This is a genomic window from Undibacterium sp. 14-3-2 (assembly GCF_016595265.1).
Lineage (GTDB): Bacteria > Pseudomonadota > Gammaproteobacteria > Burkholderiales > Burkholderiaceae_D > Undibacterium > Undibacterium aquatile.
Window position 1 is genome coordinate 137061 of sequence record NZ_JAENGS010000007.1, and the last position, 22678, is coordinate 159738.

General features: G+C 48.0%; 19 protein-coding genes. 16 read left to right on the forward strand and 3 right to left on the reverse strand.

Annotated features, from left to right (window positions below; translation table 11 throughout):
• The first annotated feature begins 90 nt into the window (after nt 1-90).
• Entirely contained in the window at nt 91-1101 is a 1011-nt protein-coding gene (locus tag Undi14_RS15585; RefSeq protein WP_200181407.1) for an inorganic phosphate transporter, read from the forward strand.
• A gap of 84 nt (nt 1102-1185) precedes the next feature.
• On the opposite strand, the gene Undi14_RS15590 is transcribed toward Undi14_RS15585, so the two are convergent.
• The 3 genes from Undi14_RS15590 to Undi14_RS15600 form a co-directional block, all read right to left on the reverse strand.
• The gene (locus Undi14_RS15590) at nt 1186-1941 is read right to left on the reverse strand and encodes a LytTR family DNA-binding domain-containing protein (RefSeq protein WP_186883785.1); all 756 of its coding nucleotides are present in this window, start codon (nt 1939-1941) and stop codon (nt 1186-1188) included.
• A gap of 8 nt (nt 1942-1949) precedes the next feature.
• Nucleotides 1950-3308 (reverse strand): sensor histidine kinase, encoded by a 1359-nt coding sequence (locus Undi14_RS15595; protein ID WP_200181409.1) that lies wholly within the window; start codon nt 3306-3308, stop codon nt 1950-1952.
• A gap of 223 nt (nt 3309-3531) precedes the next feature.
• On the reverse strand, nt 3532-5781 hold the full coding sequence (locus Undi14_RS15600) for an EAL domain-containing protein (protein ID WP_234030636.1): 2250 nt from the start codon (nt 5779-5781) through the stop codon (nt 3532-3534).
• A gap of 265 nt (nt 5782-6046) precedes the next feature.
• Between Undi14_RS15600 and aroC the strand changes: the two genes are divergently transcribed.
• The 15 genes from aroC to Undi14_RS15675 all read left to right on the forward strand — a co-directional run bounded on the left by aroC (nt 6047) and on the right by Undi14_RS15675 (nt 22677).
• Nucleotides 6047-7141 carry a chorismate synthase gene (gene aroC, locus Undi14_RS15605; RefSeq protein WP_200181411.1) on the forward strand — a complete coding sequence of 365 codons (1095 nt, stop codon included), beginning with the start codon at nt 6047-6049 and terminating at the stop codon, nt 7139-7141.
• Nucleotides 7142-7543: 402 nt separating this feature from the next.
• Complete coding sequence (leuC, locus tag Undi14_RS15610) at nt 7544-8947, forward strand: 3-isopropylmalate dehydratase large subunit (RefSeq protein ID WP_186883673.1); 1404 nt, start codon at nt 7544-7546, stop codon at nt 8945-8947.
• A 21-nt stretch (nt 8948-8968) separates the two neighbouring features.
• Nucleotides 8969-9100: an entericidin A/B family lipoprotein gene (locus Undi14_RS15615; protein WP_186883672.1), complete on the forward strand. Its 132-nt coding sequence runs from the start codon at nt 8969-8971 to the stop codon at nt 9098-9100.
• Nucleotides 9101-9108: 8 nt separating this feature from the next.
• The gene (leuD, locus tag Undi14_RS15620; protein WP_200181413.1) at nt 9109-9756 is read left to right on the forward strand and encodes a 3-isopropylmalate dehydratase small subunit; all 648 of its coding nucleotides are present in this window, start codon (nt 9109-9111) and stop codon (nt 9754-9756) included.
• Between the two features lie 15 nt (nt 9757-9771).
• Nucleotides 9772-10845 carry a 3-isopropylmalate dehydrogenase gene (gene leuB / locus Undi14_RS15625; protein ID WP_200181416.1) on the forward strand — a complete coding sequence of 358 codons (1074 nt, stop codon included), beginning with the start codon at nt 9772-9774 and terminating at the stop codon, nt 10843-10845.
• Nucleotides 10846-10889: 44 nt separating this feature from the next.
• Entirely contained in the window at nt 10890-12017 is a 1128-nt protein-coding gene (gene asd / locus Undi14_RS15630; RefSeq protein ID WP_200181418.1) for an aspartate-semialdehyde dehydrogenase, read from the forward strand.
• Nucleotides 12018-12332: 315 nt separating this feature from the next.
• On the forward strand, nt 12333-15098 hold the full coding sequence (locus Undi14_RS15635; RefSeq protein ID WP_370589964.1) for a FimV/HubP family polar landmark protein: 2766 nt from the start codon (nt 12333-12335) through the stop codon (nt 15096-15098).
• 72 nt (nt 15099-15170) lie between these two features.
• Nucleotides 15171-15986 (forward strand): tRNA pseudouridine(38-40) synthase TruA, encoded by an 816-nt coding sequence (gene truA, locus Undi14_RS15640; protein WP_200181422.1) that lies wholly within the window; start codon nt 15171-15173, stop codon nt 15984-15986.
• Between the two features lie 166 nt (nt 15987-16152).
• Complete coding sequence (gene lepA / locus Undi14_RS15645) at nt 16153-17946, forward strand: translation elongation factor 4 (protein WP_186883666.1); 1794 nt, start codon at nt 16153-16155, stop codon at nt 17944-17946.
• Nucleotides 17943-18854, forward strand: a complete 912-nt coding sequence (gene lepB / locus Undi14_RS15650) for a signal peptidase I (RefSeq protein WP_200181424.1) — start codon at nt 17943-17945, stop codon at nt 18852-18854. The genes lepA and lepB overlap by 4 nt, the downstream gene beginning before the upstream one ends.
• Nucleotides 18855-18884: 30 nt before the next feature.
• Entirely contained in the window at nt 18885-19280 is a 396-nt protein-coding gene (locus Undi14_RS15655) for a DUF4845 domain-containing protein (protein WP_200181426.1), read from the forward strand.
• Nucleotides 19281-19291: 11 nt separating this feature from the next.
• Nucleotides 19292-20158, forward strand: coding sequence for a ribonuclease III (gene rnc, locus Undi14_RS15660; protein WP_200181428.1), 867 nt, complete (start codon nt 19292-19294; stop codon nt 20156-20158).
• Between the two features lie 7 nt (nt 20159-20165).
• Entirely contained in the window at nt 20166-21068 is a 903-nt protein-coding gene (gene era / locus Undi14_RS15665; protein ID WP_186883662.1) for a GTPase Era, read from the forward strand.
• An 8-nt stretch (nt 21069-21076) separates the two neighbouring features.
• Nucleotides 21077-21919 carry a DNA repair protein RecO gene (recO, locus tag Undi14_RS15670; protein WP_200181430.1) on the forward strand — a complete coding sequence of 281 codons (843 nt, stop codon included), beginning with the start codon at nt 21077-21079 and terminating at the stop codon, nt 21917-21919.
• Entirely contained in the window at nt 21916-22677 is a 762-nt protein-coding gene (locus tag Undi14_RS15675; RefSeq protein WP_200181431.1) for a pyridoxine 5'-phosphate synthase, read from the forward strand. Before recO ends, Undi14_RS15675 begins: the two co-directional genes overlap by 4 nt.
• Nucleotide 22678: the final 1 nt, after the last annotated feature.

Here is a 22678-nt window from a genome sequence, read left to right on the forward strand (position 1 = left end):
TATTCTGAGCCGGATCTGTCTACTTCACTCTCTCAAATGAATAACCTGGCTCCCGGAGAATCGGGAGCTGTATAAAGCAGAGTAAATTTCATGCAGACTTTACAAATCAGCATTTATGTCGTCGCAGCTTTGGTTGTGCTGGCATTGCTATTTGATTTTATGAACGGCTTTCACGACGCAGCCAATGCGATTGCGACCGTTGTTTCTACCGGAGTATTAAAGCCTCAGCAGGCGGTGGCGATGGCCGCGTTCTTCAATGTTCTGGCGGTGACCGTGTTTCCGTTGACGGTGGCGGCTACGATTGGCAAAGGAACGATACAGCCCTGGGCAATTGATCATTATGTTATTTTTGGCGCACTGGTAGGAGCGGTGTTCTGGAATCTCGTGACCTGGTATTTTGGTATTCCGTCCTCTTCATCGCATGCGTTGATTGGCGGCTTAGTCGGCGCCGCAGTTGCTAAGTCAGGTACGACTGCGTTGGTGTCGGCCGGATTGATTAAAACGATCGCTTTTATCATTGTTTCGCCTTTACTCGGATTCATACTCGGCTCTCTGATGATGTTGCTGGTGTCTTGGCTGTTTGTTCGTTCAACGCCGATGAAAGTCGATAAATGGTTCCGGCGTTTGCAATTGATCTCCGCTTCTATGTATAGCCTTGGACATGGTGGTAACGACGCACAGAAAACCATGGGCATCATCTGGATGTTGCTGATTGCCGGTGGATATTCAAGCACCCATGACGCTATGCCGCCATGGTGGGTCATTTTGTCCTGTTATACCGCGATCGGTCTTGGCACCTTATTTGGTGGCTGGCGTATTGTAAAAACGATGGGGCAAAAAATTACCAAGCTCAAACCAGTTGGCGGTTTTTGCGCAGAGACTGGTGGTGCGATTACCTTATTTATTGCGACAGCGCTGGGTATCCCTGTTTCGACGACGCATACAATTACGGGGGCGATTGTCGGTGTTGGTTCCGCGCAAAAAATGTCCGCCGTGCGCTGGGGTGTTGCCGGCAACATCGTATGGGCGTGGGTATTAACTATCCCAGCGTCGGCTTTTGTCGCTTCGGTTGCGTGGTGGGTAGGAACGAAAATCTTATAACTGACGTTGGTATTCAACGATATAAAAAAAGCGCCAGTCAATCTGGCGCTTTTTTATTGATGGTGGTGAATCTGTGTAGATTTTTTACATCTGTTTAAATAAGTGGACGAAGCTTCTGCTGACTTCCAGTTTTTCTGTCAGACCCTTGACTTGTACCAGATGGCGGCCGCGCAAGTCCCTGACTACGCCGGAAATTGCTTTTGCGTTGACCAGTGTCGAACGGTGGATTTGCCAGAATAAAGCCGGATCCAGTTCTTCCGATAAATCACGGACGGGTTTACGGATCAGGGCTTCATAATTTGCCGTTTGTACTCGCGTGTATTTTTCGTCTGACTGAAAAAAGAGTATTTCTTCAACCGGAATTAAGCGTAACTCTTGTCCGATGGATGCTTGTATCCATTGTAGATAGTTGGGTTTCGACATGCCCATTTGTTTTGCCAGTTGCGACAACATATTGCTCATGTCTGCCGGCTGATCATGGGCCTTTAATCTTGATTTCAGGCGCTCTACGGTTTTACTGAGCCGCTCCACATCTGCTGGCTTCAATACGTAGTCTACCGCGCCATGATCGAAGGCCTGAATCGCGTACTGATCGTAGGCGGTAATGAATACGATGTGAGCTTTGTTGCCGATTTCTTTTGCCGCCTCAAGTCCTGTTTTGATTGGCATTCGTATGTCGAGGAAAATCAGATCAGGCTGGTGTTTTTCAACCAGTTGTATTGCTTCTTCTCCATTTTTTGCTTCGTCCAGAATTTGCAGTTCTGGCCACACTTGTTCAAGGCGTGACCTTAGCTGCTCGCGCATCAGTCGTTCATCATCTGCAAGGATTGCGGTTGGCATCATGATTATTAATTGGCTAATTCGTAAGGAATTTCTATGGTAACGCAAACACCGCTGGGTTGATTCGGTGTAATGATCATTTGTCCTTTTTCTTTGTAAATCAGTTTCAGGCGTTCACGTATATTTTGCAGACCAAGTCCTGTTCCGTTGCTTGGCATTGCACCAAATCCCAGGCCATCATCGGTGACGGAAACGCGCAACTTGTTGTGAGCGACCTCGACTCTGAATTTAATTGTGCCACCTTCGGCTTTACATTCGAGACCATGTTTAATCGCATTTTCTACCAGCGATTGCAGCATCATCGGAGGGAAAGATGCGCTGCGTAAGCCTTCCGGCATAACAAAGTCGACGTTGAGTCTTTCCTCCATCCGCATTTTCAGCAGATCGAGATAAGCTTTGATCATGTCGGCTTCGCGTCCCAGATTCGTCGTGGATGCGTTCTCGCGCATCTGCGGCAAGACAGCGCGCAGATAGCTGATCAGACTGCGTTGCATCGCTGCTGCGCGAGGTGGGTCGGTTTCAATCAAGTGCTCGACAGACGCCAGTGTGTTGAACAGAAAATGTGGCTCTACCTGTGCCTGCATCATTTGCATCTTGGCTTCGCTGACCTGACGCAGTAAGGATTCTCTTTCTGCTGCGAGACCGGCTTCTTCCGCTTTTTCTTCAGCTCTGACTTTGCCGCCCATCAGTATTTTCATGCCGAAAAGCCCGAATACCAGAAGCAGAACAAAATTAACAAACCATTTCGATGATGTTTTTTTGTAGCTGCGCACTTCTTCATCGGCCGCATCTGCCACTGCATTATTGATATCTTCACTGATTTCTTTGGCGACTTCGGGAGGAAGTTTTATGTGTATATCTTCTGTCGTCGGGCTTGTTTTCTCAGTTACAGCAGGTGTTGCCGGTGTTGCTGGTACTGCGGGCGTTGCAGGGCTGGCCGCGGTGGCAGGAACGCCCGGAGCCTCGGGCGTCGGTGATGTGTTACCGCCCGACGTTAAATCGATATCACTTTTTGTGCGGATGCCATTTTCATCAATTTCGATTTGCTTGCCTTTGCCATTCGAATTGGCCTTGCGGATGCGGATCCCGGTGTCGTCGATTTCTATGCTGGTATCGTTGTCAATGACCTGGGCTTTCTTGTTTGCTTTTTTTGATGGAACGTTTTTTGTGACGACAACACTTTCTTCCGACGTAAACAGCATGTCTTGCAGTATTGCCCCTGCGAGCATGGTGATAGCGGCGAACAGTAAAAACTTCCACCAGGATAATTTGGTTACCCATGCCGCAGTCTGATCGAAACGCTTACTCAGCCAGTTACTGAATTCGCTGATCAGGTCTTTAATGGTTTGTGTCGTTGTTGGATTCATGGATGATCTCCCTGTCTGTTGCTCTGTGCCGTTGCGCCCAACATGTATTTCAATGCAGAGGCGTTTTCTTGTTGATGGTCAGACTTTGACAAAAATGACGCCAACACGCCATCGGTATGCGATAGTCCGTCAGAAACGAGGGGCAGAATGAAAAAAAGACGACACAATTGTGTAGTGTGTCGTCTTTCCTGGTTTTTTCTATGTGAACTTAGCGCCAGAATGCTCAGTGCGATGGTCTGTTTTCCAGCCATGCGTGAAGATCGCCGCGCGTCAGAGGTTTTGCGTAAAAATAGCCCTGTGCCAGATTGCAGCCGTAAGACAGTAAGGTATCCGCCTGCATCTGATTTTCCACGCCTTCAGCAATGACAGCCAGTCCAAGATTCTGACCGAGCTGAACGATCATTTTTGCGATGCTGCCTTCGCTCGCGTTTTCCTGAATGTCATTGACAAAGGCTCTGTCGATTTTGAGTTTATCGATATCGAGTTTTTGCAAGTGACTTAATGAAGAGAATCCTGTACCGAAATCATCAATTGAAATACTGACGCCAAGTTGCTTAATCTGACGCAGCGTTTTAATCAGCAATTCCGGGTCTTTCATCGCCATCGACTCGGTGATTTCAAGTTCGACGAATTGTGGCGGTGCTTTGGTGTCTTCAAGCGCTTTGTTGAGTGTTTGCAGGAACAGAGGGTGAGAGAACTGTACCTGAGAAACGTTGACTGCCATTTGGAATTCGGTATAGCCCAAGCCGCGCAGGTACACTAGTTCATGGCAGGCGCTGCGCAGCACCCATTCGCCGATATCGACGATCAGGCCAGAATATTCTGCAATCGGGATGAATTGATCGGGTGGGATAAACTTCCCATCATCCGTTCTCCAGCGTAACAAAGCTTCGGCGCCAAGAATTTTGCCGCTTCGTATATCGATCTGCGGTTGATAGACGACAAATAAGCGTTGATGCTCAAATGCGGCGCGCAAGGCATGCATTAAAAGTACGCGTTCACGAATTTCAACGCCCATACTTCTGGTGAAATATTCGTAACCGCCACGCTGATGCGTCTTTGCACGTTTCAGTGCGATGTTGGTGTCTTTTAATGCCTCAGAGCCGTCGCCATCGTATTCATCAAGTTTAATCAAGCCGATTGTGGCGGAAAGTTGCACTTCCTGATTATCAACGTCAAACGGCTTGGTAAATAGCGCCAGAATATTTTCAGGGCAAACTAGTTTTTGGTCGCCGACCAGAGCGAACGTGTCACTGCCGACTCTGGCTAACTTACATTCACAACCGAAATGATTGCTCAGACGCTGCGCAACGGAGTACAGCAGCAGATCTCCGAAATGATGGCCCAGCGCATCGTTGGTTTCGGCGAAATGATCAATATCGATCAGCGACAGCGTGCTGTGATTTTTGAGCGGCGAGGCAATAATTTCATTGAGTGTCTGGAGTAATTTTAAGCGATTTGACAGACCTGTCAGCACATCATAGAAGGCGTAATTGTGCAGGCGCGACGTTAATACTACATTGTCCAGTCCTACTGAAACATTGCTGCAAAATACTTCCAGCAGGCGCTTATCCATTTCATTCAGACGCAAGCCGTTTTCAAGGTACAGCGTAAAGTCTTTTCTTGCCGGATTATTGAAACGGAGTACGGTCGCATCATTGCCGTATATGCTTTGTCCTTCCGCAAGCGATTTTGTGATGACGTCGATCGCTTTTGTTTGTCTGATCGCCGAAATCGGTTGTCCCAGCAGGTCAGAAAAAGCTTTTGTGGCGGCGACGATGTGCAGATCATTGGCGTGCTCGTCTTTAACGAGCGGGTTTTGCCGTGCGCAGATAAAACCCTCTGCACTGATGCCCAGCAAATGATTGATCTGCGTGAGTACACCCTCGGCAAAATGCGACAATCCATGCAGTGCCATTAATTCAGTGCTGGCATTGATGACATTCTCAAGTCCGTGCCGGCTGGCGTTGATGTCGCAGATCTGCTCGTACGAGCGGATGGCCGATGTCACTGCTGTATAAAGCTTGGTGCGGGTCAGTTCAGACTTGGTTTTGTAATCGTTGATATCGTAATCCCGGATCGCATCGATCTCAGGAGCATAGCCAGGTTGCCCGGTTCTCAGAATAATACGGACATCGCTCAGTTTCAGTGATTTGCGGATGTAATTAACGAGTTGCAAGCCGGCATCTTCCTGCTCCATCACGACGTCGAGCAAAATGATAGCGATATCGGATTCTGTCTCCAGTATGGCTCGCGCTTCCGAGGCTGAATAGGCATGGAGAAAACTCAACGGCCTGTGCTGTATTTCGAGGCTGCCAAGCGCGAACGTTGTTGCTGAATGAACGTCAGGATCATCGTCGATGATCATGATCCTCCAGCTGGAGCGCGCTTTAGGTTCTGCCGGGGATGGCTCCTGATCGTGTTCATCAAGGAAAATCAGGTTATCTTCGGCAGGGTGAGTCGGTGAAATCATCGGAAATGCGGCTCCATGCGTTGCATATCTTTATACTCAGATTGCGTGATTTTGTCTTCTGCTCGAACTATGACATTAAAAATCACCTAAGCCAAGCCTCCGGCCTTTTCTTTATCAATAAAAAAGCATTATTGGTGTGGAAAACATCAAATGCCTGCTTTTCAGTGCAAAGCAAGCGCGGATGTGGTGCGTACACGGGCGGCAAGCCCGCATTAAGCTGTTAGAATGATTTAAATTCTGTTTTTAACTTCTCTCGCAAAATATTATGTCTGGCAACACTTTTGGAACGCTGTTTACTGTTACTACATTTGGTGAATCTCATGGTCCTGCGATCGGTTGTGTGATTGACGGATGCCCGCCTGGTATGGATTTATCTGAGGCCGATATTCAGCCTGAACTGGATCGTCGCAAACCCGGAACATCTCGCCACGTTACTCAGCGCCAGGAGCCTGACACGGTAGAGATACTGTCCGGTGTTTATCAGGGTAAAACCACCGGAACACCGATCGCATTGCTGATTCGTAATCAGGATCAACGTAGCAAAGATTATGGCAATATCACTGAAACCTTTCGTCCTGGACATGCCGATTTCACCTACTGGAGCAAATATGGCATTCGTGATCCGCGTGGCGGCGGCCGTTCGTCGGCACGTCTGACGGCGCCGGTGGTTGGTGCTGCGGCGATTGCAAAAAAGTGGCTGAAGCAAAAATTTGGTACGGAATTTAAAGGCGGCATGAGCCAGCTAGGCGAGATTGCGATTCCCTTTCAGTCGTGGACGCATGCGGCGGAAAATCCTTTTTTCGCGCCGACCGCCGATGCCGCATTGATTGCGCAACTGGAAAACTACATGGATGACCTGCGTAAAGACGGCGACTCCATCGGAGCGAAAATCGATGTGGTAGCGACCAACGTGCCGGTGGGACTGGGTGAGCCTATTTACGACAAACTCGATGCCGATATTGCCTTTGCCATGATGGGGATTAATGCGGTGAAAGGGGTGGAAATCGGCGCCGGTTTTCAATCGGTTGCACAGCGTGGTTCTGTGCATGGCGATGAAATCACACCGCAAGGTTTTGTCGGTAACAATGCTGGCGGAATTCTGGGCGGCATCTCTACCGGGCAAGATATTACGGTGTCGATAGCGATTAAGCCGACCTCATCAATTCGTACCCCGCGCCAGTCGATTGATAAAGACGGCAAACCCGTGATGGTGGAAACTTTCGGTCGGCATGACCCCTGTGTCGGTATCCGTGCGACGCCGATTGCCGAAGCGATGCTGGCCTTGGTGCTGATGGATCATGCGCTGCGTCACCGGGCGCAATGTGGTGATGTGGTCAGCCCGGACTTTTTTGCGCGTTAAACCAAGCAGACATTCTCACAGCCTGCCTTAAAGTCACCGCAAATTTAGTATTTGGGGGAGTATCCGGTCTTTTTGCCTTTGTCTCCGCGTAAAGACTGGGTCTCTGGATATACTGGGGGGAGTATATTGGGGCTTCCCACGGGTGCTGTCACCCCCGTTTCTACTCCCTTGCCATTTTATTCGTGACGGAATAAATATTGGTTATTCTGTGAAAATTCCTTTCCATGCAGATGAAAATTCGGGAATTTTTTTAAATTTCAGACTTTTCTACTGATTTGGAATTCCATTTTTGGCTTTCAGCGTGGTTTTGCATAGCACAATTGTGGCATAATCAAATGCAAAAAACAGACCCAATGCGGTTTCGCTGTTCAAATTCATCACGACTTCTTCAGGCTTCAGATTATGCTCAAAACGCTTTACGACAAATTGTGGGAATCTCATGTAGTTCACTCCGAAGACGACGGCACAGCCATTCTGTATATTGACCGTCATTTGCTACACGAAGTCACGAGCCCGCAGGCGTTTGAAGGCTTAAAGATCGCCGGACGCCAACCTTGGCGTAATGCAGCAAATCTGGTGGTCGCCGATCACAATGTGCCGACCACGAATCGCATCAATGGCATTGATGACCCTACGTCCCGTTTGCAAGTCGAAACGCTGGATAAAAATGCGAAACAATATGGTTTGACGTATTTCAGTATGGCGGATAAGCGTCAGGGTATCGTCCACGTTATCGGCCCTGAACAAGGTGCCACCTTGCCAGGCATGACCGTTGTGTGTGGGGATTCTCACACCTCGACGCACGGCGCGTTTGCCTGTCTGGCGCACGGTATTGGCACTTCTGAGGTGGAACACGTACTCGCAACGCAAACACTGATCGCGAAAAAATCCAAAGCCATGCTGGTACAAGTGGATGGTGCTTTGCCTGCCGGCGTGACTGCAAAAGATGTAGTGCTGGCGATTATCGGCAAAATAGGCACCGCTGGCGGTACTGGTTACGCAATTGAATTTGCTGGCTCGACGATACGCAGCTTATCGATGGAAGGTCGGATGACTGTTTGCAATATGGCGATTGAGGCAGGTGCCCGCGCCGGTATGGTGGCGGTCGATCAGACCACGATTGATTATGTCAAAGGCCGTCCATTTTCACCGGTGGGTCCGCATTGGGATCGTGCCGTTGAATACTGGAAAACCTTACATTCAGATGCTGGCGCAAAGTTTGATTTGGTGGTGACCTTGAATGCGGCAGAAATCAAGCCGCAGGTAACCTGGGGTACTTCGCCGGAAATGGTGGTGGCGATTGATAGCCGCGTTCCCGATCCGGATCAGGAAAGAGATGCAGTCAAGCGCGATGCGATTGAAAAAGCGCTGGCTTATATGGAATTGAAACCAAATACGGCCATTGCTGACATTCGCATCGACAAGGTTTTTATCGGTTCGTGTACGAATTCGCGGATTGAGGATTTGCGTGCCGCCGCTGCCGTAGTGCGTGGCAAATTCCGCGCCTCAAACGTGAAGCTGGCCTTGGTTGTACCGGGCTCTGGTCTGGTCAAAGAGCAGGCTGAACGCGAAGGTCTGGATAAAATTTTCCGTGATGCCGGTTTTGAATGGCGTGAGCCAGGTTGCTCTATGTGTCTGGCGATGAATGCAGACCGCCTGGAACCGGGCGAACGCTGTGCATCTACATCCAATCGTAATTTTGAGGGGCGTCAGGGGCAGGGTGGGCGCACTCATCTTGTGTCTCCGGCGATGGCTGCTGCTGCAGGAATTGAAGGTCATTTTGTTGACGTACGTCGCTTGTCATAAACATTTGCAAAAGGAATCATCATGAAAAAAATCTTCTTTATTTTGTCTTGTGTGGCTTGTGTATTGACTTTGTCCGCTTGCAATACCGTGCAGGGTATCGGTAAAGATGTCAAAAAAGCCGGTGAGGTTGTTGAAGGCGCAGGGAAAAAATAAGCCGTTATATGGAAAAATTTACTTTACTGGATGGCGTCGTAGCGCCTATGGATCGGGCGAATGTAGATACCGATGCCATCATTCCTAAGCAGTTTCTGAAGTCGATACAGCGTACTGGTTTCGGCCCGAATTTGTTTGATGAGTGGCGTTATCTGGATCATGGCGAGCCTGGTATGGATAATAGTGCTCGCCCGCTGAATCCGGATTTCGTGTTGAATCAGGCGCGCTATCAAGGTGCTTCAATCCTGTTGGCACGCAAAAATTTTGGCTGCGGCTCTTCACGGGAGCATGCGCCGTGGGCGTTGGAGCAATATGGTTTTCGCGCAATTATCGCTCCGAGTTTTGCCGACATTTTCTTCAATAACTGCTACAAAAATGGGCTGCTGCCTATCGTTCTGAGTGAGACGCAAGTCGATCATTTATTTAACGAGGTTAAAGCTTTTCCAGGTTTCCGTCTGGTGATTGATCTCGAAAAGCAAATGGTCACGACATCGAACGGCAGTGTCAGTTATCCGTTTGAAATTGATGCATTTCGCAAATATTGTCTGATCAATGGCTTGGATGATATTGGTCTGACATTGCGTCAGGCAGACAAAATTCGTGCGTTTGAAGAACGTCACATCGCCGCGCAACCGTGGTTGGCGAATACGATTTAATAAAGAACAGAAAAAATGAAGATAGCAATTTTGCCAGGTGATGGCATAGGCCCGGAAATCGTTGAACAGGCAGTACAAGTTCTGAATGCGCTGGGCGAGCAATTTGAAATGGAAACGGCACCAGTTGGTGGTGCAGGTTATGAAACCTCAGGTCATCCGTTGCCGGATGCGACCTTGAAGCTGGCGCAAGAAGCCGATGCGGTATTGTTTGGTTCTGTCGGTGATTGGAAATACGATACGCTGGAACGCGCTTTGCGTCCCGAGCAAGCGATTCTGGGCTTGCGTAAAAACCTGAAGTTATTTGCTAATTTGCGCCCGGCGATTTTGTATCCTGAGTTGGCGGGCGCTTCGACGCTGAAGCCGGAAGTCGTGTCGGGTCTGGATATTCTGATTATCCGTGAATTGACTGGCGACATTTATTTCGGTCAGCCGCGCGGCGTGCGTGTTTGTCCTGATGGCCCGTTCAAAGGTGAGCGCGAGGGCTTCGATACCATGCGTTATGCTGAAACGGAAATCCGTCGTATTGCCCACGTCGCATTTCAGGCTGCACAAAAGCGTGACAAGCGCCTGACCAGTGTTGATAAGGCAAACGTGCTTGAAACTTTCCAATTTTGGAAGGACATCGTAACCGATGTGCATAAAGAATACCCGGATGTCGCGCTGGATCACATGTATGTTGATAACGCGGCGATGCAATTAGTGCGCGCGCCTAAGAAGTTCGACGTGATCGTGACCGGTAATATGTTCGGCGATATTTTGTCTGATGCCGCGGCGATGCTGACTGGTTCTATCGGCATGCTGCCATCGGCTTCGCTGGACGCGAATAACAAGGGCTTGTATGAGCCTTCACATGGGTCTGCACCGGATATCGCTGGCAAAGGCGTGGCAAATCCGCTGGCGACCATTCTGTCTGCAGCGATGATGTTGCGCTACTCTCTGAATAAAGCAGAGCAGGCAGATCGTATCGAAAATGCGGTGAAGAAGGTACTGGCTCAGGGCTTGCGCACACCGGATATTTACGAAGCGGGTACAACCAAAGTTGGTACTGCGGAGATGGGGCGCGCTGTGGTGAATGCGTTGGCGAGTTAAGGTTTTTATTGATGGGCAGGGACGTCCTGCATTTTTAGGGAAAAATGATGAAACTGGTGGGTTTGGTAGGTTGGCGTGGGATGGTGGGATCGGTTCTGATGCAGCGTATGCAGGAAGAAGGCGATTTCGCTCATATAGAACCAGTATTCTTTTCAACATCGAATACAGGCGGTACGGCGCCTGCGATGGCAAAAAACGAGAAGACGCTGAAAGACGCAAATGATATTGACGCATTGAAGAAGTGCGAAATTATTATTACCTGCCAGGGTGGTGATTACACGAACGAAGTTTTCCCGAAATTGCGTGCTGCCGGTTGGAATGGTCATTGGATTGACGCTGCGTCGAGCTTGCGTATGAATGATGATGCCGTGATCGTGCTGGATCCGGTCAATTTACCAGTGATTAAAGATGCGCTGGCAAAAGGCCAGAAAAACTGGATCGGCGGCAACTGCACCGTAAGTTGCATGTTGATGGGTGTTGGTGCTTTGTATAAAGCGGGTCTGGTTGACTGGATGAGCACTCAGACTTACCAGGCTGCATCTGGCGGTGGTGCTCAGCATATGCGTGAATTGCTGACGCAGTACGGAACCTTGAATGCCGAAGTAAGAGATCTGTTGGATGATCCTAAGAGCGCAATTCTGGAAATTGATCGTAAGGTCATTGCAAAACAACGTTCGCTGTCTGCTGCTGAGACTGCCAATTTCGGTGTGCCATTGGGCGGTTCCCTGATCCCATGGATCGACAAAGACCTCGGTGATGGTATGTCTAAGGAAGAGTGGAAGGGCATGGCTGAGACGAATAAGATACTTGGTCAGGGCGAAGGTTACGGTACTGCTGCGGTTCCGGTGGATGGCTTCTGCATCCGTATCGGTGCAATGCGCTGTCATAGTCAGGCGCTGACATTCAAGTTGAAAAAAGATGTTCCAGTTGCGGACATTGAGGCGATGATCGCGGCCGATAACGAATGGGTGAAAGTGGTGCCAAATACACGCGAAGCCAGTGTTCGTGATTTGACGCCAGTTGCTGTAACGGGAACGATGACGATCCCTGTTGGGCGCATTCGTAAGCTCGCGATGGGACCGGAGTATGTTGGAGCATTTACTGTTGGTGATCAGCTTTTATGGGGTGCTGCAGAGCCTCTGCGCCGGATGTTGCGTATTCTGATTGACTGATATCGGTCTGATGTTGCAAAAGGGGAGGGCAAATGCCTTCCCCCTTTTTTTTGCTTACAAATAATTACAAAATACCCCCCTAAGTTACTTGCATTGTTAAATGACAGCAACGATATTGACAAATCGTGCCCTCATTCTCTTCTTCTTGTATTTACCATGCTTGCAAATCGGGTTAAGCTTGCACCGCTAAGTTGGTAATGTTATCGTGAAACAATATGACGCTTAGCCCGGCAATTTATTAAGCCTATCCCAGCGGACTTTGTTCGCCAAATTCCCAATATGTCTGACAAAATGCATAAACAAAAAAGAACATCTGTGACTTCCCTGGGACGCAAAGTCTTGAGCATTGCGGTAACGTCGAGCTTGCTGTTAATGTCGCAGGCAAATGCGACAGGTATGGGGCGTCTGACAGTGTTGTCTTCTCTGGGGCAGCCACTCCGCGCAGAAATTGAACTTACCTCGCCTAGTAAGGATGAAATTGGCTCGCTGGTGCCTAAATTGGCTTCCGCTGAAGCGTTTCGTCAGGCAAATATCGATTTTAATGCGGCACTGTTGTCTTTGCGTTTTGCCGTAGAGCAGCGTGGTTCTGGTTATGTGATCAAGGTGACGTCTTCGCAAGCGATGAATGAGCCGTTTGTTGATATGTTGCTGGAAATGAATTCTTCCAACGGGAAGTTGCTTCGAGAGTACACATTCCTGCTTGATCCTGCGGAATTGAGAAGCAGTCAGTCCCCTCAGTTAGCAAATCCAACGGTTGTCGCAAATAAGCGACAAGCTGGAACGACTTCTGAGGTCGCAACCCGTGTTCCGGCGCAGGCGACCGCTGCCGTGAATCCGAAGTCATCTGTGCAGGTAAAAGAGGGGGTGGCACCTGCCCAAGCGCAAACCAAGGCGGGTGATTATGCTGTAAAAAAAGGCGACACACTGATGAAGGTTGCTTCGGCCTACCGCTCTGAAGGGGTGTCTCTGGATCAGATGTTGGTGAGCCTGTACAAGGCTAATCCACAAGCGTTCGTCGGTCAGAATATGAATCGCCTGAAAGCTGGTCAGATTTTATCGATACCGGATAGCGATGCCATACAGGCGAGTGCCGGAAATGCGTCTGGCGCGCATTCTGTCGTATTGGCTCATGCTGCTGACTTCAATGCGTATCGCAATAAACTTGCGGATCATGTTGATCGTGCTCCTGCGGAAAAAGGACAGGCCGCAAAGCAAACGGCAAGCGGGACTATCACGGCAAAGGTTAAAGAGACTCCCTCAGCTACCAGCGAGTCTGCTGATAAGTTAAAACTGTCAAAATCAGCTAATGCTGCGACCAAAACCAGTGATGGTAAAGGTTTGTCTGAAGAGGATAAGCTGGCAAAAAATAAGGCGGCCGCAGAGGCTGCTGGCCGCTTGAAAGAATTGGAAAAGAATGTCAGCGATTTGCAGCGACTGCTTGATGTAAAGAACAAAGATCTTGCTGCAAAAGAGCTTGAGTTAAATGCAAAGGCAAAAGCTGAGCAGAAATCCGCGCCTGCAAGTGCAACTGTTGCAACGGTAGGGAAAACGGAAGTAGCATCAAATGCGGTGTCGTCACCTGAGCGTGCTGATGTTGCCTCAGCTCCGGCATCCGTTGTTGATGCATCTCCTGCGAGCGTGACTACTGCGGCGAACAAGCCTGCCAGACGTAAGCCTGTTGCACCTCCGCCACCTCCGCCAGAACCGAGCTTCTTTGAAAGTATTTCTGATTTCTTGCTTCCAGGTGGCGCTGTAGCCTTGGCGCTTCTTGCTGGTGCTGGTTTGTGGTTTAACAATAAAAAGAAAAAGGCACAACAGTTTGAAGACAGTATCCTGACTGGTTCCAGCATGAAGGCAAACTCCATGTTTGGTTCGACGGGAGGTCAGAGCGTCGATACAAATAATAGTGTCTTTAATTCAAATTTTGCTCCATCCGCCAGTCAGTTGGATGCGAATGAGGTTGATCCTGTTGCCGAGGCCGATGTCTATATTGCTTACGGACGCGATTCTCAGGCGGAAGAAATTTTAAAAGAAGCACTGCGAACTCAGCCTGACCGCCATGCTGTCAGAGTTAAATTACTGGAGATTTATTCTTCCAGAAAAGACACTAAGTTGTTTGAGCGATTGGCGAGTGAGCTGTACGGCATGACCGGTGGAGAAGGTGAAGAATGGGCGCAGGCAGCGTCGATGGGTATTGCGCTGGAACCAGGTAACCCTTTGTATGCGGGTGGCAAAGCTATTCCAGAAGCCAGTGTGCAAGGTGGTTTGGGGGCGACAACGCAGCCGTTGGAGGATCTTGATCCTGATGCTTTGCTGGCAAATTCCTTATCCAGAGATATGCTGGATGCCATCAGTATTATAGACACGGCATCACATGGACAGGCTGCAACGTCAGAAGCCGGGAAAGATGTTGTGTCGGACATTGATGCTGATCATGCAGCTAGTCTTGATTTTGACCTGGGTTTAAGCGAGGCAGATGTACCTCAGATTCCAGAGGCTCTGCCAGTTGCGCCTGTAGCAACTGTTGATGAGCAAGTGCCTGACGTGGACTTTGGTAGTATTGATTTTGATTTTGGCGATAATAAGCCTGTTGTGGAAGAGGTCGCTGCAGTAGCTGAGTCTGGAGCGGATCAAGAGATTGCTAGTGATGTGGCTGCTGATCTTGACTTTGCCTCATTGGACTTTGATGTGCCTGCAATTGAAGCTGCTCCGGTTGAGCATGGTTTACTTGATGCGCCGGTCGCTGATGAACATGTGGACCTAGTTGCGGAGGCTGTCGCTGAGACCTCTGAGACTGCTGAGCAAGACCATGGATCTGCATTTGAATTTGATTTGTCGGGAATCGATCTTGATTTGCCATCCGACGATGCGCATAAATCTGCAGAGGTTGAATTGGCTCCAGCTGTTGTTGAGGAGCAGATTGAGGAAAACGCTGAAATGTCTACCAAGCTTGATTTGGCGGTTGCCTATCATGAGATTGGAGATAAAGATGGTGCCAGAGAGTTGCTTGATGAAGTGTTGAAAGGTGGTACTACATCTCAGAAAGAGCGTGCAAGCGCTATGTTGGCTCAAATGGCATAATCTTCTCTTGAGTTTTTTTTTGCGGGCGCAGCGATTGCTTGCGCCCGTTTTTATTTTGAATGGTGATTTGTTGTGAAACGTCTTGTGTTGGGAGTGCAGTACGACGGAAGTGGTTGGCATGGTTGGCAGACGCAACCGTCTGGTGAGACCATACAGGACGTCTTAGAAGGGGCGTTGTTTCAATTTTGCGGGGTAACGGTTGATACCGTCTGTGCAGGGAGAACGGATGCTGGAGTGCATGGCTTGGAGCAGATTGTGCACTTTGATACGAACCTTGCTCGCGCACCTTATTCCTGGGTCAATGGTGTGAATGCTTTCTTGCCGGAAACGATAGCGATACAGTGGGCGAAAGAGTTGGTTTTGGATGAGGGGTCGCAAGATAATTTTCACGCCAGATTCAGCGCCAGAGCCAGAACCTATCACTATGTATTAAGTAATAGTAAAATACGGTCTCCCATGTGGTCTGGACGAGCGGGATGGGTGTTTCGCCCACTCGATGTTACAAGAATGCGCGAGGCGGTTGCCTATTTGCTCGGAGAGCATGACTTTTCTGCTTTTCGTGCATCAGGTTGTCAGGCGAAGACTCCGGTCAAGCAAATGTATGACATCAGGATCAGGCAGCAAGGAGAGTTGATTGTTTTTACTTTGAAAGCAAGTGCTTTTTTGCATCATATGGTGCGCAATATTGTCGGCTCTCTTATTTTTGTTGGAACCGGTAAGCGTGAGCCTTCCTGGATTGCAGATGTCCTTGCAAGCAAAGATCGAAGCATCGCCGCACCTACGTTTATGCCAGATGGTTTATATCTGGCAAAAATTGATTATGAAGAGAAGTGGGAGTTGCCTCAGCTGGCGAGTTCAGATCTTCCCGGTTTCTTATCTCTTTTATAGTATTTAGTCGTGCGCTTTATGTGAATTCTCAGTTACCAATCTTGAAATCCGGTAAAATGGCGGTTTGCAAAACCAGAACTGAAGGCGCTCGCCTGGGGACTGTTGCCCAGACTGGAGCGCTTTTTTTTAGCCCTTTGCCTCACCTCAGTAAATATTAGTAATTTCAATGAACAATATCCGGAATTTTTCTATTATCGCCCATATCGATCACGGCAAGTCCACGCTTGCGGATCGGATTATTCAAATTTGTGGTGGCTTGTCAGATCGCGAAATGGAAGCGCAAGTCCTTGATTCTATGGATATTGAGCGCGAGCGCGGAATTACAATTAAGGCGCAGACTGCAGCGTTGCATTATAAGTCCCGTGACGGTCAGATCTATAACCTGAACTTAATTGATACGCCAGGGCACGTCGATTTTAGCTACGAAGTCAGTCGTTCATTGTCTGCTTGCGAAGGCGCGTTGCTGGTGGTGGATGCATCCCAAGGTGTTGAGGCGCAAACAGTTGCAAACTGCTATACCGCGATTGAGTTGGGGGTCGAAGTTGTTCCTGTGTTGAATAAAATTGACCTGCCGTCTGCTGACCCGGATAACGCTTGCGCTGAAATCGAGGAAGTCATTGGTATTGATGCTTCTGATGCAGTCCATTGTTCAGCGAAGACGGGGCTGGGTGTTGTCGACGTTCTGGAGTCTCTGATTTCCAAAGTTCCGCCGCCAAAAGGTGATCCTGCTGCACCATTGCAAGCACTGATCGTCGATTCCTGGTTTGATAATTACGTTGGTGTGGTCATGTTGGTCAGAATCGTCAATGGTACCTTGCGGCCAAAAGACAAAATCCTGTTTATGGCGACGGAAGCGCAGCACTTGGTGGAAAGCGTAGGTGTTTTTACGCCGAAATCATTGTCGCGGGATCAATTGTCGGCGGGGCAGGTGGGCTTCGTTATAGCGGGGATTAAAGAGCTGAAAGCAGCAAAGGTCGGCGATACAATTACGATTGCGAATAAGCCGGCAACTGAGCCTTTACCTGGCTTTAAGGAAGTTCAGCCACAAGTTTTTGCCGGTCTGTTCCCTGTTGAGGCAAATCAGTACGATGCGTTACGTGATTCGCTGGAAAAATTAAAGCTCAATGATGCCGCCTTGATGTATGAGCCAGAAGTGTCACAGGCGCTCGGTTTTGGTTTCCGTTGTGGTTTCCTGGGCTTGTTGCATATGGAGATCGTTCAGGAGCGTCTCGAACGCGAGTTTGATATGGATCTGATCACGACGGCACCAACGGTCGTCTATGAAGTGGTCATGGCTGACGGTTCCATTCTGATGGTTGATAATCCGTCCAAAATGCCTGATCCATCCAAGATTGAGGAAATTCGGGAGCCGATTGTCACGGTTAATTTATATATGCCGCAGGAATATGTCGGTGCGGTCATTACCTTGTGTACGCAAAAGCGTGGTGTCCAATTGGATATGAGCTATCACGGTCGTCAGGTTAAATTGACGTACGAAATGCCGATGGCGGAAATCGTCCTGGATTTTTTTGATCGTTTGAAGTCGACGTCGCGGGGATACGCGTCCATGGATTATGAATTCAAAGAAAACCGTGCCGCCGATGTTGTTAAGGTGGATATGCTGATTAACAGCGAAAAAGTGGATGCTTTGGCGATTATCGTTCATCGATCAAACAGTCACTTCCGGGGGCGTGCTGTGGCCGCTAAAATGCGGGAGCTGATTCCAAGGCAAATGTTTGATGTAGCGATTCAGGCTGCTATCGGTTCTAATATTATTTCCCGTGAGAACGTGAAAGCACTGCGCAAAAATGTATTGGCGAAGTGCTATGGTGGAGATATCAGTCGTAAACGAAAATTGCTTGAAAAGCAAAAAGCGGGTAAAAAACGTATGAAACAGGTCGGTTCTGTAGAAATTCCTCAAGAAGCGTTTTTGGCAATTTTACAAGTGGATGAAAAATGAGTTTTCAGTCAATTTTAGGGAATTTTGCCCTGATTCTGTTTGTGTTGACAGTAGGTACTGGAATCGTCTGGTTCCTCGATGTGTTTTTTTTATCCAAACAAAGGCGCCTTGCAGCAGATAAAGCGTTGGCTGAGTTTGATGCGAGAACAGCAAAGCTGGAAGCAGATGGAATCCGCATTGAGTCAGGAAAGCGCGCTGAATTGGAAGCTGGCATATTGCGTCAGCCAGTATGGATAGAGTATTCCGGTAGTTTCTTTCCTGTGATCGCACTGGTTTTTTTTCTCCGTTCGTTTCTTTACGAACCATTTAAAATTCCGTCCAGCTCTATGTTGCCAACCTTATTTGTTGGCGACCTGATCCTGGTAAATAAGTTTGAATATGGTATTCGTTTGCCTATCCTTAATAAAAAAGTTGTTGAAGTAGGCAACCCACAGCGTGGTGATGTTATGGTATTTAAATACCCCGTGGATCCGACGGTGGATTATATTAAACGCGTGGTTGGTGTGCCAGGAGATAAAGTTATCTATAGAAATAAGCGGCTTTTGATTAACGGTAAAACGCTTTCCTATCAGACGATGCCAGATTTCCTTGATGAAGAGCATTTGAATTATTCAAAACAATATACAGAAAATCTGACGGGTGTATCACACCGGATTTTGAATGATGAGCATGCGCCTGCCTTTGTCCGGGATCCTTTCAATTTTCCGAAAAGAGAAAATTGTACTTATGATAGTGAAGGATTTTCCTGCGTGGTTCCTGAAGGACATTATTTCATGATGGGGGACAATCGCGACAATAGTCTCGACAGTCGCTACTGGGGATTTGTTCCTGATCAGAATATCGTTGGTAAGGCATTTTTCATCTGGATGAATTTGGGAAATATCAAGCGCATCGGTAGCTTTAATTAAAATAACTGGATATGTAAAGAAAGAGAAATTATGCAAACAGCTCAACGTTTTTCTTTAAAGTCGCAGCATGGTATTTCTTTGATAGGGCTCATTTTATCTCTGGGTGTGATTGTATTGATTGCGATGCTGGCAATGAAAGTAGTGCCAACAGTAATTGAGTACACATCGATAAGAAAAGCGATAGGTGTTGCTAAAACAGGTGGAACGACTGTTAATGAGATCCAGAATGCTTTTGATAAACAGGCAGAAGTTGGCTACATTACTTCAATCGCGGGTAAGGATCTGATGATTACCCGGGATAATGGGAATATTGAGGTAAGTTTCTCCTACCAGAAAAAAATCCCTTTGTTTGGTCCAGCAACATTATTGCTGGAATATGAAGGTACAACGGCAAAAAGTGGCGTCTCCGCTAAAAAGCCAGAATAAGCAGAACACGTATGAATCTTCAACTATTGCAAAAAAGGCTGGGATACCAGTTTTGTAATCCGGCTTTATTGCAGCAGGCTTTGACGCATCGCAGTCACAGCGTTTTACATAATGAGCGATTGGAATTTCTGGGCGACTCCATTTTGAATTGTGTTGTCGCATCGTTGCTGTTTGAAAGTTTCTCGGATATTGATGAGGGTGACTTATCGCGTGTTCGTGCCAATCTGGTCAAGCAGCAGTCGCTTTATGAAATCGCACAAAGAATAGAATTATCCCAATTTTTAAGATTGGGGGAGGGAGAACTAAAGTCCGGCGGTTTTCGTCGCCCATCAATTCTTGCGGATGCTTTGGAGGCTTTGTTCGGAGCAATTTTTCTTGATTCTGGTTTTGATGCAGCGAAAGATGTGATTCGCGCCCTCTATGCACCGGTAATGATTGCGATTGATCCGACAACCTTGGGTAAGGATGCTAAGACTTTGCTGCAGGAATTTTTGCAGAGTAAAAAAATCGCTTTGCCTCAGTACAATGTTGTTGCCACTCACGGAGCTGCGCACAATCAAGAGTTTGAGATTGCGTGTCTGGTTCCTAAACTGGATATTCAGGTTTTTGGCACTGGTGGTAGTCGCCGTGCTGGTGAGCAGGCCGCTGCTAAACTTGCCCTTGAGGCGGCAATGTTGGTGTTGGCAAAAACACCTGGTGCGCGTAAATCTAAACCGAGAGCGGCGCAATTGAAACTGGCAGGAATAGCGACGGCGCAACTTGATAGCACACCATTACTTACAGACTTGCCTGAGACTAAACAAGATATATCTGACTCTGCTTCGATGAGCCTGCCTGAGGCAGACGGAGATTCCAATCAACACCCAAAAACAGCATGAGCACTCTATGAATGAATTAATTGATAACCCTGATTTCCGCTGTGGGTATATTGCTATTGTTGGTCGTCCTAACGTAGGTAAATCGACCTTGATGAATGCGTTGATTGGGGCAAAAGTCAGTATTACTTCTCGTAAGGCTCAGACTACCCGTCATCGTATTACCGGAATACAAACCAAAGACAATACGCAGTTTGTGTACGTTGATACACCGGGTTTTCAGACACGTCATTCAAATGCTTTAAACCGCACACTGAACAGAACCGTGACGACAACGCTGACAGCGGCGGACGTGATTTTATTTCTGGTCGAGGCTGGCACTTTTGGCCCTGCCGATCAGCAAGTGATCGATTTATTGCCAAAAAATGTGCCTTGCATTCTGGTGATTAATAAATCTGATCGCATTAAAGATAAAGCGGTCATGATGCCGTTTGCACAGAAGGTTGCCGCATTGTTTCCATTTGCCGCGATTGTTCCGGTTTCTGCGACTTTGCGTTTTCAGCTTGAAAATCTGGAAGGTGAAACAAGAAAATATTTGCCACTGAATCCGCCGATGTTTGCGGAAGATGATATTACTGACCGCAGTGAAAAATTTCTTGCCACGGAAATTGTCCGCGAAAAATTATTCCGTTTTGTCGGCGATGAGTTGCCGTATACAAGCACTGTGCTGATTGAAAAATTTGAGCAGGAAGGAAATTTACGCCGGATTTTTGTCGCCATACTGGTCGATCGTGATGGACATAAATCGATGGTAATTGGTAACAAAGGTGCGCGTCTGAAGGATATATCTACGCAATCTCGTGTGGATATGGAGAAGCTTTTCGGCGGTCCCGTTTATCTCGAAATCTGGGTCAAAGTAAAATCTGGATGGGCGGATAATGAAGCAGGTTTAAGAGCCTACGGTTACGAATAGTTCGTTGCATGACTGATGTTCATACAGTCGTTTTAACTCAGCATGGCTATGCTTTTAATAAGGTCGCCACTGCTATTGATCCGGTTCCGGCTCAATCAAAAAAAAAATCCCAGGCGATGGCTGGCGGAGTTTTGCCACGCGACCGAAAAATACTTCACCAGCCTGGTTTTGTATTGCACTCCTGGCCGTATAAAGAAACCAGCCTGATAGTAGAGATATTCACACGCGATTATGGTCGTATTGCTCTTGTAGCTAAGGGTGCCAAGCGGCCACATTCTCAGTTACGCAGCGTGTTGCAGACCTTCCAGCCTTTGCAGTTGGGATGGACTGGGAAGTCCGAAATCCGGATACTTACCGGGGCTGACTGGGTCGGTGGTATGCTGCCGCTTGAGCGATCAGCGTTACTGTGCGGGTTTTACCTCAATGAGTTGTTGGTTAAATTTCTGGTGCGTGATGAGCCGCATACCGCACTGTTTGAACAATATATAAGTACACTGAATTTATTGGCTCATGATGAGCCTGCACCGACCGTTTTGCGTCAGTTTGAACTGGTGTTGTTGCGGGAGTCGGGTTTGTTGGGCGACCTGACTTTTTGCACAGTTTCCAGAAGTAAAGTGGATGCAGCGTTGAATTACGTTGTCGACCCTGAGGTCGGCACGCGGATTGCGACAACATCAGATCATATTCCCATTGTCAGTGGCAAAACCTTATTGGATATGGCGCAAGCAGATTACTCTGATACGGCCACGCAATTTCAAAGTAAGATGTTGATGCGTTTTTTGCTCGGACATCACTTGCATGGCGCATCTCTAAATACCAGGCAGATTCTGATCGATTTGCAAAATTTATGAACGTTCATTCACATCAACAATCTACCTTGCTTGAAGTCAGTCTTGATCCACTGCTCAGTTTTCTGGATGGCTGCAAAGACAGTTCTCTTGACCCACTTGCATTTGCGATTACTGCAGAGGAAGCTGGTGCAGATGGATTATCTATTTATTTGTCAGCGAAAAATGCAAATGTCCGGCAAGCGTTGATGCAAACCATGTCGCAGCAGTTTACCGGGCGTTTGAAAATCAACGCAACGGCGACTGCGCAAACGCTGGATATCGTGTCTGAAATTCGTCCTGCGAATGTATGTCTGGTTGCAGCAGATGGTGGATCAGATGAGCGATTCGCGCCAGTGGATGTTGTTGAGGATTTTTTGATATTACAGTCGTTTGTCAGTCAGTTGCATCGTTCCGGGCATCGCTCATCGATATTTGTCAGGCCAAAACCAGAACAAGTTCAGGCATGTGCTGAATCTGGTGTGAACGCGATAGTGCTCAGTGCTGAGCACTATGTTCAGGCAGACGATGATGCGATGCGCCAGCAGGCGTTGAGTGAGTTGCAAGCGATGGCTATTGAAAGTGTTCGGCAAGGCTTATTAGTGCAGCTCAGTGGTAACTTTAACTACCAAAATATTGTGGCTCTTGCCTCATTATCGGACGTTACGCAAATCAACATAGGTGATGCGATTTTTGCCCGGACTCTGTCAGTTGGATGGAATGTCGCGGTGAAAGAGATGAAAGCGATTTTAGTCCGCTCAGGGTTAACGCAGAGGGCTTGAG